The 13,728-nt window shown below is 38.9% G+C and carries 10 protein-coding genes; all 10 read left to right on the forward strand.

Annotated features, from left to right (window positions below; translation table 11 throughout):
* Window positions 1-215 precede the first annotated feature (215 nt).
* Window positions 216-1,937 (forward strand): phospho-sugar mutase, encoded by a 1,722-nt coding sequence (locus tag AC3B5B_RS06035; RefSeq protein WP_489769620.1) that lies wholly within the window; start codon window positions 216-218, stop codon window positions 1,935-1,937.
* Between the two features lie 223 nt (window positions 1,938-2,160).
* Window positions 2,161-4,173, forward strand: coding sequence for an excinuclease ABC subunit UvrB (gene uvrB, locus AC3B5B_RS06040; RefSeq protein ID WP_489758269.1), 2,013 nt, complete (start codon window positions 2,161-2,163; stop codon window positions 4,171-4,173).
* Window positions 4,173-7,019 carry an excinuclease ABC subunit UvrA gene (gene uvrA / locus AC3B5B_RS06045; RefSeq protein WP_489769621.1) on the forward strand — a complete coding sequence of 949 codons (2,847 nt, stop codon included), beginning with the start codon at window positions 4,173-4,175 and terminating at the stop codon, window positions 7,017-7,019. The genes uvrB and uvrA overlap by 1 nt, the downstream gene beginning before the upstream one ends.
* A gap of 197 nt (window positions 7,020-7,216) precedes the next feature.
* On the forward strand, window positions 7,217-8,113 hold the full coding sequence (gene rapZ, locus AC3B5B_RS06050; RefSeq protein WP_489769622.1) for an RNase adapter RapZ: 897 nt from the start codon (window positions 7,217-7,219) through the stop codon (window positions 8,111-8,113).
* The gene (locus AC3B5B_RS06055) at window positions 8,110-9,138 is read left to right on the forward strand and encodes a gluconeogenesis factor YvcK family protein (RefSeq protein WP_489769623.1); all 1,029 of its coding nucleotides are present in this window, start codon (window positions 8,110-8,112) and stop codon (window positions 9,136-9,138) included. The genes rapZ and AC3B5B_RS06055 overlap by 4 nt, the downstream gene beginning before the upstream one ends.
* Window positions 9,139-9,174: 36 nt before the next feature.
* Window positions 9,175-10,125, forward strand: a complete 951-nt coding sequence (gene whiA, locus AC3B5B_RS06060; protein WP_489758273.1) for a DNA-binding protein WhiA — start codon at window positions 9,175-9,177, stop codon at window positions 10,123-10,125.
* Window positions 10,126-10,137: 12 nt separating this feature from the next.
* Window positions 10,138-10,818 (forward strand): SDR family oxidoreductase, encoded by a 681-nt coding sequence (locus AC3B5B_RS06065; protein ID WP_489769624.1) that lies wholly within the window; start codon window positions 10,138-10,140, stop codon window positions 10,816-10,818.
* Window positions 10,819-11,097: 279 nt separating this feature from the next.
* Complete coding sequence (locus AC3B5B_RS06070) at window positions 11,098-12,114, forward strand: hypothetical protein (protein ID WP_489769625.1); 1,017 nt, start codon at window positions 11,098-11,100, stop codon at window positions 12,112-12,114.
* A 160-nt stretch (window positions 12,115-12,274) separates the two neighbouring features.
* Complete coding sequence (locus AC3B5B_RS06075) at window positions 12,275-12,409, forward strand: bacteriocin (protein ID WP_489769626.1); 135 nt, start codon at window positions 12,275-12,277, stop codon at window positions 12,407-12,409.
* 474 nt (window positions 12,410-12,883) lie between these two features.
* A complete protein-coding gene (locus AC3B5B_RS06080; RefSeq protein WP_489769627.1) occupies window positions 12,884-13,726 on the forward strand; it encodes a sensor histidine kinase in 843 nt (280 codons plus the stop codon).
* Window positions 13,727-13,728 lie beyond the last annotated feature (2 nt).

Genomic DNA, 13,728 nt, shown 5'->3' on the forward strand with positions numbered 1-13,728 from the left:
TTCTTAAGTTAGCCACTCGAAAAGTAAAGGGCACCGAGATAAAAATTCAGCATCATTGTTTTAACAAAACTCCCAGCAGTTAAATTATTTCTTAAATATTTGGAACGGTCGCGTTTTTTCATTTAGAATAATTAAGTTGTCGTAACCACTTTTCTTAGTTGAACGGTATAATGAATTAGGAAGCTTTAAATAACTAACAAGGTGGAGGCTGAACCATGAGTTGGCAAGATAATTATCAAGTATGGGCACAATATCCGCATTTGGATCCGACTTTACAACAACAATTAACGAAATTAGCAACAGATACGAAACAATTGGAAGCCGCTTTTTATGAACCATTAGAATTTGGAACGGCTGGCATGCGGGGGTTAATGGGCCCAGGCATTCATCGGATGAATTTATATACTGTTCGCCAAGCAGCAGAAGGTTTGGCCAAATTGATGGATACTTTGACACCACAAGAAAAAAACAAAGGCGTGGTCATTAGTTTTGACTCTCGGTACAATTCTCTTTTGTTTGCACAAGAATCGGCGCGGGTTTTAGGTCAACATCAAATCCCAGTTTACCTATTTGACAGTTTGCGACCGACACCGGAATTGTCATTTGCCGTCCGGCATTTGCAAACTTATGCAGGCATTATGATAACGGCCAGCCATAATCCGGCCCCTTATAATGGCTTTAAAATTTATGGTCCTGATGGTGGGCAAATGCCACCGAAAGAATCAGATTTGATTACCAAATATGTGCGCCAAGCAGCCGATTTATTTCAAATTGCTGTGGCGGACTTACATGAATTACGGCAGCAACATTTATTAACAATGATTGGCGAAGATGTAGATCAAGCTTATCTCAAAGCTATTCAAGCAGTTTCAATTGACCGCCAGTTACTGGCTGATTATTCGCAAATGAAATTTGTTTATACGCCATTGCATGGAACGGGTAAAATGTTGGCGGGTCGCGTTTTTGAACAAGCTGGACTGAAAAATATGCAGTTAGTGAGTGAACAGGCGATTTTAGATCCCGAATTTGCCACGGTTCAATTTCCAAATCCGGAATTCGCGGAAACATTTAATCTAGCGATTCGCGATGGTCAAAAGAGTGCGGCTGATGTTTTAATCGCAACAGATCCCGATGCCGACCGCCTAGGAGCAGCTGTCTTGCAACCAGATGGCAATTACCAATTAATGACGGGCAATCAAATTGCTTGTGTTTTGTTGGAATATATTTTAAAGACTAAGCAACGCTTGCATCAATTACCTAAGAATGCGGCAGTGGTTAAATCAATTGTCTCTACCGAATTAGCAACGAAAATTGCCAATCATTATCAAGTCCAAATGATTAACGTTTTGACTGGTTTTAAGTTTATTGCGGAGCAAATTCAACAATTTGAACAAACGGGGGAACATCAATTTTTATTTGGGTTTGAAGAAAGTTATGGTTATTTGATTCAACCGTTTGTCCGGGATAAAGATGCGATTCAAGCTAGTTTATTATTAGCTGAAGTGGCCGCGTATTATAAGAGTCAGAATTTGACTTTGTATGATGGCCTACAACAAATCTACCAACAATACGGTTACTTTAAAGAACAAACGATTGCGAAGACGTTTGCTGGTGTCGACGGTGTACAGCAAATGCAGACTTTGATGCAACAATTTCGTCAGCAAGTGCCCCAAACCATTAATGGGACCGCTGTTGTTAGTGTCCAAGATTTTCAAAGTGGTCAACAAATAAATTCTGATGGAACCCAAGCAACATTAAATCTGCCCCAGTCCAACGTCTTGAAATTTATCTTAGCAGATGAAACTTGGATTGCGGTGCGGCCATCGGGTACAGAACCCAAGATTAAAAATTATGTGGGAGTTTGTGCCGATAACCAGGCCACGGCTGATGCTAAATTAGCTGCTTACGCTCAAGTGGTTAATGCGTGGTATGACTAAGTTTAAAACTTTTTGACTGCGGATTAGTTTAAGGTTATATGTTAATGGCGAAAATATGTTCGGAGTGGTATGATATGAACCACTAGGTTAAAAACTTTATGAAGAGTCAAATTACTAAAGTAAGTTTATCCTTTAGAATTTGGCTTTTTTGACTTTAAAGATTTAAAGTGAGTCGCACTTGAGACGAAAAGAATGCTCGTATTGATGTTAAGGAGGACTCAGAGTGATTGATCGGATAACAGATAATCAATTTGAATTAGTTTCTAAGTATCAGCCGGCAGGTGATCAACAACAAGCTATTGATCAATTAGTAACAGATTTTCAAAAGGGTAATCGTACGCAGGTGTTAAAAGGAGCTACCGGAACTGGAAAAACTTTTACCATGGCCAATGTTATTCAAAAATTGAACAAACCGACGCTCGTGATTTCCCATAATAAAACGCTGGCTGGTCAGTTGTATGGTGAGTTTAAGGAATTCTTTCCTCATAATGCGGTGGAATACTTTGTGAGTTATTATGACTATTATCAGCCAGAAGCTTATGTGCCTTCTAGTGATACCTATATTGAAAAAGACTCCAGTATTAATGATGAAATTGATAAATTACGTCATGCGGCGACTTCGGCATTACTAGAACGTAATGATGTGATTGTGGTTGCTTCCGTTTCGTGTATCTTTGGTTTAGGTGATCCGCGGGAATATCAACAAAGTGTCATTTCCTTGCGGTCGGGGCAAGAGATTAGTCGCGATGAATTACTCAAGAACTTAATTAATAATCAATTTGAACGTAATGATATTGACTTTCAGCGGGGCCGTTTTCGGGTACGCGGTGATGTGGTCGATATTTTTCCAGCGTCACGGGATGATCATTCTTTACGCATTGAATTTTTTGGCGATGAAATTGACCGGATTTTAGAAATGGATCCGTTAACTGGGGAATTAATTGGCGAACGTCCGCAGGTTTCGATCTTTCCAGCAACGCATTTTATGACTAATGAAACACAAATGCAGGCCGCTTTAGAACGCATTTCTTTGGAATTGGACCAGCGTTTAAAAGAATTAAAACAGGCTGGTAAATTGCTGGAAGCCCAACGCTTGGAGCAGCGCACTAATTATGATATTGAAATGATGCGAGAAATGGGATATACGTCAGGCATTGAAAATTATTCGCGACACATGGAAGGGCGTAGCGAAGGCGAACCGCCGTTTACATTACTTGACTTTTTTCCCGATGATTTTAACATTATGATTGATGAATCTCATGTGACGATGCCGCAAATTCGTGGTATGTATAATGGTGATCGCGCCCGTAAGCAGATGCTGGTTGATTATGGCTTTCGCTTGCCAAGTGCTTTGGATAACCGCCCGTTAACTTTAGCGGAATTTGAACAGCATGTTAATCAGATTTTGTACGTTTCTGCAACGCCGGGGCCTTACGAAATGGAACAAACTAACGAAGTGGTGGAACAAGTAATTCGTCCGACTGGTTTGTTAGATCCTGAAATAGAAGTACGGTCGATTATGGGCCAAATTGATGATTTAGTAGGGGAAATTAATCAGCGTATTGAGCAACACGAACGGACGTTGGTGACGACTTTAACTAAAAAAATGGCTGAAGATTTAACCGATTATTTAAAAGATTTGGGCATTAAAGTGGCCTATTTGCACAGTGATATTAAAACTTTGGAACGCACGGAAATTATTCGGGATCTGCGGTTAGGCAAATACGATGTATTGATTGGCATTAATTTATTACGTGAAGGCATTGATGTACCAGAAGTGTCCTTAATTGCAATTTTGGATGCCGATAAAGAAGGTTTCTTACGCTCTGAACGGCCGTTAATTCAAACGATTGGACGGGCTGCGCGGAACGTTCATGGTCATGTCATTATGTACGCTGATCATATCACCGATTCAATGAAAGTAGCGATTGAAGAAACTAAACGGCGGCGGCAAATTCAGCAACATTTCAATGAAGTCCATCATATTCAACCACAAACAATTCAAAAGCCAATTCGCGCAGCGATTACGGCCTTAAAGACTGTTGATAATAGTAGCAGTCAAGAACAAGCAATTACGCAAGATCCGTTTGATTTTAATAATATGACCAAAAAGGATCAGACAGAACTGTTGACGCAATTGACTGATCAAATGAACCAAGCTGCCAAAAAATTAGACTTTGAACAAGCAGCCAATTTACGCGATACAATTTTAGAATTGAAAGCAGAGATTGATTAATGGTAAACGAAAATATTGTCATTCACGGTGCCCGTTCGCACAATTTAAAAAATGTCGATGTCACAATTCCACGCAATAAATTAGTGGTCATGACCGGTTTATCCGGTTCTGGTAAAAGTTCTTTAGCCTTTGATACTTTGTATGCTGAAGGTCAAAGACGGTATGTACAAAGTTTATCTTCTTATGCCCGCCAATTTTTAGGACAAATGGATAAACCAGATGTGGATTCAATTGATGGCTTAAGTCCCGCTATTTCTATTGATCAAAAAACAACATCCAAAAATCCGCGTTCCACCGTCGGCACTGTCACTGAAATTAACGATTATTTACGATTATTATGGGCGCGTGTCGGGACTCCGATTTGTCCGAATGATGGAACACCGATTACGAGTCAATCAGTGGAACAAATGGTTGATCGGTTATTACAATTACCCGAACGTACCAAGGTGCAAATTTTGGCGCCAGTTATTCGTGCCAAAAAAGGCCAGCATAAAAAAGTTTTGGCCAAAATTGCTAAGCAAGGTTATGTCCGTGTCTTAATTGACGGCGAGCAGCATGAAGTTAATGAACAGCTAGAGCTCAACAAAAATCAAAAACACGATATTTCTGTTGTGGTGGATCGGGTAGTTATCAAAGAACAGATTCGTTCGCGGCTGTTTGATTCGATTGAATCGGCCTTACGGTTATCCGATGGTTATATGACCGCCGATGTGATTGGTCAAAAGGCGTTAGTGTTTTCAGAGCACTATGCCTGTCCTTTATGTGGTTTTGGCGTTGGCGAGTTGGAACCGCGCTTATTCTCATTTAACGCTCCGTTTGGTGCTTGTCCGGAATGTGATGGTTTGGGGATGAAACTAGAAGTTGATCCCCAATTGGTGGTTCCTGATCCTGATTTGACGATTGCACAAGGGGCAATTGTTCCTTGGAGTCCAGAGCATTCTCAATATTATCCACAGGTATTGGAACAAGTTTGTGAGCAGTTGCAAATTCCTCAAGATGTGGCTTTTGCCAAATTATCACCTGCACAACAACAGACCGTTTTATATGGTAATGATCAACAAGAAATTCATTTACACTTTGATAATGATTTTGGCAGTGTCCGTGATGTTGATACCTATTTTGAGGGGGTCATTCCTAATATTAAACACCGGTATGAAAAACCTTCCAGTGCTTTTATGCGGGAAGTGATGCGGAAATATTTTACAGAGCTACAATGTCCGCTTTGTCATGGGCAACGGTTAAACCAAAAAGCCCTGTGCGTTCAAGTCAATGGTCAAAATATTGCCGCTGTGTCCGATTTAGCCATCAAACAAGCTTTGCCGTTCTTTCAAAGTGTTAAGCTGTCGCCACAAAATCAGGTGATTGCGCAACCAATTTTAAAAGAAGTTATTGATCGTTTATCCTTCTTACAAAATGTCGGTTTGGACTATTTAACTTTATCACGAGCAGCGGGAACTTTGTCTGGTGGTGAAGCTCAGCGGATTCGTTTAGCCACGCAAATTGGTTCCAACCTCTCCGGGGTTTTGTATATTTTAGATGAACCCTCCATTGGTTTACATCAACGGGATAACGAACGTTTAATTCGCTCCTTAAAAAAGATGCGTGATTTAGGCAATACGCTCATTGTGGTGGAACACGATGAAGATACGATGCGGCAAGCTGATTATTTGATTGATGTCGGTCCAGGCGCTGGTGCTGCTGGGGGCCAGATTGTGGCAGCAGGGACGCCGGCAGAGGTTCAGGCGAACCCGCAGTCGTTGACAGGACAGTATTTAGCTGGTAAAAAATATATTGCCTTACCAGCACAACGGCGCGCAGGTAATGGGCAATATATTGAAGTAACTGGTGCGGCGGAAAATAATTTAAAAAAGATTGATGTACAATTTCCGCTAGGCAAATTTATTGCGGTGACTGGTGTTTCGGGTTCCGGCAAGTCATCATTAGTTAATACGATTTTACAACGCGCTTTAGCTCAAAAAATCAATCATAATTCGCAACGCGCCGGTCAATATCAAAGTATTACGGGTTATCAACATCTAAAATCTTTAATTAATATTGATCAAAGCCCGATTGGTCGCACTCCCCGGAGTAATCCTGCAACGTACACAGGGGTCTTTGATGATATTCGGGGCTTGTTTGCGCAAACTAACGAAGCCAAAGTTCGGGGTTATACAAAGGGCCGGTTTTCTTTCAATGTCAAAGGTGGTCGGTGTGAAGCCTGCAAAGGTGATGGCATTATTAAGATTGAAATGAATTTCCTACCAGATGTTTATGTTCCTTGTGAAGTTTGCCATGGAACTCGTTATAATTCAGAAACCTTGGAGGTAACTTATAAAGGCAAGACGATTGCCGACGTGTTGAAAATGACGGTAATGCAAGCTTTAGAATTCTTTGATCATTTACCAAAGATTAAACGGAAGTTACAAACGATTGTTGATGTGGGGCTAGGCTATGTCCAATTGGGCCAATCAGCAACAACTTTGTCTGGTGGTGAAGCTCAACGGATGAAACTAGCTTCTGAACTATACAAGAAAGTTGATGGGCAAAACTTTTATATCTTAGATGAGCCGACAACTGGGTTACACGTTGATGACGTCAAACGTCTTTTGGCGGTTTTACAACGCTTGGTGGATCAAGGAAATACCGTTTTAGTGATTGAACATAATCTGGATGTCATCAAATCGGCAGATTGGTTAATTGATTTAGGACCTGAAGGCGGTGACTTGGGTGGTCAAGTTGTGGCCACAGGAACCCCAGAAGAAGTAGCTGCTAATCCGCATTCATATACCGGGCATTATTTGCAACCTGTGTTAGAACAAACACCACGGGCAAAAGACTTGGATTAATATCCAAGTTTTTTTAATACTACGGGCTAATTATTTAATCGATAAGAATTGTTAATTGATAAAATAATCTCTATAATAAGTTTGTTAATTTCAGTAAGAGTAGTTGAAGTTTAAATTTGCTAGGACCTGTCGGCAAAAATTTTGCTGTCAGGATATGATACTGCAACTTAGTGGCGAGTAAAGGAGCGGATGACTGAGTGACTAAGCAACAAAAAAAGACGGATTTAGTAATTATTTCCGGAATGAGCGGTGCTGGTAAGACAGTAGCGGTTCAGGCTTTTGAAGATATGGGTTATTTTTGCATTGATAATTTACCACCAGCTTTATTAGGTAAATTTATTCAGCTAGTTCAAGAAGCAGGTAATATGAACAAAATTGCTGTAGTCATTGATTTACGGTCACAGGTTTTTTATGATCAGCTTTTGAGTAGTTTAACGGGACTAGAAGATTACTCAACGATTCAAACAAAAATTTTATTTTTAGATGCGACTAATGAAGAGTTAGTGGCACGTTACAAAGAAACTCGACGCTCACATCCATTGGCCATGGAAGGACGCTTGATTAATGGCATTGTCAAAGAACGCCGTTTATTAAAGCCACTATACCAACGAGCGGCCTTAATCGTTGATACCACTAATTTAACGCCGCGCCAATTACGCGCCGAAATTTTTCATCAATTTGATCAACAACAAGTAACGCCGTTTCATATTGTGGTCATGTCCTTTGGTTTTAAGTATGGTGTGCCTATTGATGCAGATGATATGATGGATGTGCGCTTTTTACCCAATCCGTATTATGACCCAGTGATGCGGCAACAAACGGGGCTTCAAAAAAATGTTGCGGCTTATGTTTTTAGCCAAACCGCAGCACAGCAATTTTATCAACAATATTTTACTTTAATGAAAACGATCATTCCGCAATATCAACAAGAAGGCAAAACAATGTTGACAATTGCCATTGGTTGTACTGGCGGCCAGCACCGTTCGGTCGCCATCGCTCAACGATTAGGAGAAGATTTACAACAATTAAATTATGATGTCAAAATTGATCATCGAGATATCAATCGACATAAGGAGTCGGTGAATCGTTCATGAGAGATACTACGAAGACTATCAAGGTTATTAAAGGGCGGAAGCCTAAAATCACGGTAATTGGTGGCGGAACAGGCTTACCTGTTATCTTACACAGTTTACAGCAATTAAATGCTGATATTACAGCTGTAGTGACTGTAGCAGATAATGGTGGTTCCTCCGGAGCTATTCGTAATTATATTAATGTGGTTCCCCCAGGAGATATTCGTAATGTGTTAGTTTCTTTGTCTAATTGGGAGCAATTACCGTTAGACGTTTTTCAATATCGCTTTAATAGTGATGATTCTTTTTTGGCGGGGCATGCGATTGGCAATTTGGTGATTGCGGCTTTATCAGAAATGTATCAAAATGATATTTTTGATGCAGTGCAACAGTTGGCCAAAATGATGGAGGTGGAAGGACACGTCTTTCCAGTATCTAATTCACCACTGACTTTGCATGCTGAATTTACAGATGGCACGCAATTAGCTGGTGAACACGAAATTACTTACGCAGGTAAAAATATTCAACGCGTCTGGGTGAGTGATACCAATAATCCCCAGCAAAAGCCCGCGGCAGTTTTGCCGGTCTTAGCAGCTATTATGCAGGCCGATGTGATTGTGTTAGGACCGGGAAGTTTATTTACGAGTATTTTACCGAATTTAATGATTAGTAATGTGCAGCAGGCTTTGCAACAAACTTCAGCAGAAGTGGTTTATATTTGTAATATTATGACGCAGATTGGCGAAACTGTTAATTTTACAGATGCAGATCATGTGCGGGTGTTGAATCGTCATTTGGGCGGGCACTATATTAACACCGTGTTAGTTAATGGTAAGCCAGTTCCGAGTGATTATATGGATCATGAAAAATACAATGAATATTTGGCGCAAGTTAAGTCGGATTTTGCAGGCTTACGGCAACAAGGCTGTCGTGTCATTACGGATGATTATTTATCGTTGCATGATGGCGGTGCCTTTCATGATGGTGATAAAGTGGCGCGAGAATTGTTAAACTTGGCTTTTCAAGCGGGCACTAGAAAACAATAAAAATGAGTTTTGTATGTAAAAAAGGTGGTATGTCTGATGGCTTCTTATGCCAGCACTGTCAAAAAAGAATTAACTAGTCTAGAAGTTCATCCAGAGCATGCGCGGGCCGAATTATCGGCTTTAATTCGAATGAATGGCAGTTTATCGTTAGTTGATCATCATTTTATTTTGGATGTTCAAACAGAAAATCCCGCGATTGCGCGGCGGATTTACGCGTTATTGCAACAGTTGTATACCGTGGAGGCGGATCTAGTGGTTCGTCGCAAAATGAAATTGAAAAAGAATAATCAGTATATTGTACGCTTGCGCCGGCAGGTGCAGCCTATTTTAGCCGATTTACGTATTGTAGAAGTTAATGGCTTTCAAATTCGGACTGATATCCCAGCAGATGTGCTGAATTCCAAACAACGCGCGCGGTCTTATTTGCGGGGGGCCTTTTTAGCGGGGGGAAGTGTCAATAATCCGGAAACTTCTAGTTATCATTTAGAAATTTATTCCTTATATGAAGATCAGAATCAGGGAATTTTGCAATTGATGAATCAATTTAACTTGCATGCGCGGGCGACGGCTCGGCGCAGTGGTTATATTGTTTACCTGAAAGAAGCTGAAAAAATTTCGGACTTTTTACGGGTGATTGGCGCCACGTCAGCAATGTTAAAGTTTGAAGATATTCGCATTGTGCGCGATATGCGGAACTCAGTTAATCGTTTAGTCAACTGTGAAAATGCCAATATTAATAAGACGATTAAGGCGGCGAGTCAGCAAGTTGAAAATATTAAATTTTGGCAAGATAATTTTGGTTTAGAAACGTTACCCCCGAAGCTTAAGGAAATTGCGGAATTACGTTTAGCTAACCCAGAGATGTCTCTAACCGAATTAGGACAGCTAGTACCCAGTGGCTCAATTTCTAAGTCCGGAATTAATCACCGCTTACGCAAACTTAATGATTTGATTAAAAGTAAAAGAACTGCTGGATTAGAAGTTTAAGGAGATAAATTAATGCGTGTTTTAGTGGTAGGAGCTCATGGTCAAATTGGACGATTAGTAGTTCAACAATTACAGTCAGAACCACAAATTCAGGTTGTGGCAGGTTTAAGACAGTCTGCGCAAATCGCTGCTTATCAGGCTCAAGGTGTGGCTACGCAATTCATTGATTTGGCCGGTGAGTTAAATCAACTGGTGCAAGCAACCCACAATATTGATGCAGTGGTGTTTGCCGCGGGTTCTGGTGGCAAAACTGGGGCGGATCAAACCATGATGATTGACTTAGATGGGGCGATTAAAATGATTCAAGCTGCTCAGTTAGCGCAGGCCCAACGTTTCGTGATGGTTAGTGCTCTCCAAGCTGACAATCGTGGATTATGGTCTTATCAACGGCAGGAGTTATCAACGGGAAATTATTATTACGCTGCTAAATATTATGCTGATCAATGGCTACTGCACAGCGGTTTGAATTATACGATTATTCGCCCGGCAGTTTTAACTAATGCTGTTGGGCAAGGACGTATCCAACTAGCACCACGGTTGAGTTTACAAACTGATGCGGGCTTGCGCTCTATTGCCCGCGCTGATGTAGCGGCAACCATTGTGGCTTGTTTAAAAAATCCGCTCACGATTAAGCAAGCATTTGACCTCAGTAGTGGGGAACAACCAATTGAGCAAGCAATCGCCAGTTTTTAAGCAAAATTATTAATTGAAAAATTACAGCTAGGATCAAAGTTGTCTAACCATTAGACACTAGAGGTCCTAGCTTTTTTAGTAATTTAAGCCAGTAATTGTGCCAAAAAATATTGCAAAAAGGTTTGAAATTGATTAAGTGTCAGTTTATTTTATGGTTCAATTAAAAATATTTTGCATTTTAAACAATACTTTCGTTTTTGAATTTGTTCACATATGTTATTATTAAACTAAAATAAAGTTTTTGTGTATTTTTTAATTAATGAATTGAAGGGATAATTTTTGAAAAAAGACAAATTAATTTATTTAATTCAAGCAGAAATCAGTAGCCTTAACCAAAGTATCAATGAAAATAATCTATCAACTATTGTGGTGCGGATGCAGGAACAATTAAATATTTTATCAGCCATTGATAAAGCTACTTTTTTGGATGCTGACGTGCCTCTATCGGCACGGGATTTGCCAGCAGAATTATCAGCTAACGGTCCTAAAGCACAGGAGGTTACGGGATATTTTAAACAATTATTACGCGGAGGAATGCTTGATCTAACTCAACCTGTTCCAGTTCCGGAAGCAGTTGTCCGGCAATTAAATTTACGTTCAGGAGATCTTGTCCGCGCCACTTTGACATCAGAAACTGTTAATGTGCAAAACACTTTAGAATCACCATATCAGTTTGAAGTTTTGGATCGTAGTCGTGAAGTCGAGTTGGCTGTGCGAGAAGTTAAGTCGCAATTATTAGTGCAACAGCAATCTGATTCTGATCAATTGTATATTGAATTTAATGATGATTCTGGAACGCAAAAGATTATTTTATTAACTGATGAAGATATTGAACCTTTTCAATTGGCAGCAGGAGATGTGGTTGATTATGCCCACGAAATTAATAATCCAGCATCTGGCAAAATCATTTGGAAATATTCAAATACTGAAAATATCACTAGGCCCGTGCTCGAAGCGACCACTGCTAAACATAAACGGCGCAAGTTTAAGCCCCTTTTTAAGGGATTAAAGATTTTAACTATTGGTAGTAAATTGGCGGAAACGAAAGATACAATTACTTTAAGAGCTGGCGATTATCGCTCCTTAACTGGTCAGGAAGCACCGCAAGTTTTAGCAGAACAAATTCAGGATGCAGATTTAATTGTGGTCTTTAATAAGAATCTTAGTTCCACTGAATTAAAAACTGTGCGGCAAATTTGTAAAGAATATCAGAAAGTGACGACTTATACCAAAGATTTAACCGGAACGCCCTTAGCCACCCGATTATCATTGATGAAAAAGCAGCTGAATAAATAAAGTTGAGATATTTTTTGGTTTGAAATAATTAAAATCTAATCAAATGATTATAAATAGATTAAAATGATTTTGATTATGGGCGAAAAGTAAGCGTTAATAAAATATTGCTGACTAATTTAATTCTTGGACTATAATATCAGTTATAAGGGAGGTATTTATTATGTTGAAGAATTTATCAGATACAGAATTACAAAAAGTTACCGGTGGTGCACAAGCTTCTACAATGGCAACGGTAGTTGCACCAAATGAACCACTTCATGAATGGATATGGCACTTAATTCACAAACATGGATAATAGATGATTTTTGTTAATTTATGGGTTGATATTTTTGATAATTTTTTTATCTTATATTTGGTGTTAAATCTTATTCATTACTTTAATCGTAAATATCATTTGTACTTTATTCTTACGGATCTATTAGTAGCATTCTTTTGGGGGTGTATTGGTAGTGAAGTAGGTAATTTGTATTTTTTATTATGGCTAATTTCTTCTATATCTTTTTCATTTATTAAATATAAAAAGTTGGATTATTTTAGCTATACTATTAAGACTGTATCTATTGTCCTTTTAATTTTTATCAGTATTTTTGTACAATTTATATTTAGAATATCTAATGTTTACAATCTTTATAATAATGTTGGGGTGGTATTTTGGGCTAACTTTATTACCTTAATTTTAATAGTTTGCTTTATAAGCATAGATGCTTTTTATAAATTTAAAATAACAAATTTTTTATTTTATTTTAAAACTATGGATTTATCTAAGTACTTGTTTATTTTTATTTTTACGCTGTTTCTTATTGTAGAAGCTATTTTAGTTACTAGTGATAAAGTTAAATCCACTTATACTGCATTATCATTAATTTTGTTATTATTTGTGGTCTTTGCGACATGGACAATAGTTTACGCTTGGCTATTTTTTAAGGCTTATGTAGCGCGGCAACAGGCCGAGCAAAGGGTTAGAGAAGATCGCCAACTGCGTGCAGATTTATCTAGTATTGAACAGCAATATTCAGAGTTACGCAAATTTAAGCATGACTACCAAAATATGTTATTGGGTTTAGAAGGTTTTGTCAAAAATGGTAATAATCAACAATTAACTGATTATTATCAAGAGCTACTAAAGCAACAACCGATTAAGCAAGATTTGAAGCAGATGACCATTGCGAATATTGATTATTTAAAAAATGATCCAATTCGTGGCTTGGTTATCCAAAAGTTTTTAACAGCTCAACATGCCGGCGTTCAATTACGGCTTGAATTAACTCAAGAAATTCGATTACAACAAGTTAATATTTTGACAGTTGTTAGAGTTCTGGGAATTTTGTTAGATAATGCGATTGAACAAGCACAAAAAGAAAAAGATCAAGTTGTTGGCTGTTCGTTTGTGGCATCTACTGGTCAAGTCGAGATTGTGGTTGATAATGCAGCATCGAATATTAAAAATGTGCATCAATTATTTGAATCCGGGTATACAACGAAAGCTGCTCATCAAGGTGTGGGATTAACTAATGTCCGGCAGTTAATTAGAGATGATGAACAACTTTGGTTAGATACGCAACTAGGTGAGAACCACTTATGTATTACATTAATAATTACAGAGGAGGGATAGTG

It is taken from the genome of Bombilactobacillus sp. ESL1187, assembly GCF_058107155.1.

Excerpts from the sequence above, each read along its gene's own strand:
- AC3B5B_RS06035 (WP_489769620.1), top strand. The coding sequence starts at position 216 with ATGAGTTGGCAAGATAATTATCAAGTATGGGCACAATATCCGCATTTG.
- uvrA (WP_489769621.1), top strand. The coding sequence starts at position 4,173 with ATGGTAAACGAAAATATTGTCATTCACGGTGCCCGTTCGCACAATTTA.
- AC3B5B_RS06055 (WP_489769623.1), top strand. The coding sequence starts at position 8,110 with ATGAGAGATACTACGAAGACTATCAAGGTTATTAAAGGGCGGAAGCCT.
- whiA (WP_489758273.1), top strand. The coding sequence starts at position 9,175 with ATGGCTTCTTATGCCAGCACTGTCAAAAAAGAATTAACTAGTCTAGAA.
- AC3B5B_RS06065 (WP_489769624.1), top strand. The coding sequence starts at position 10,138 with ATGCGTGTTTTAGTGGTAGGAGCTCATGGTCAAATTGGACGATTAGTA.
- AC3B5B_RS06075 (WP_489769626.1), top strand. The coding sequence starts at position 12,275 with ATGTTGAAGAATTTATCAGATACAGAATTACAAAAAGTTACCGGTGGT.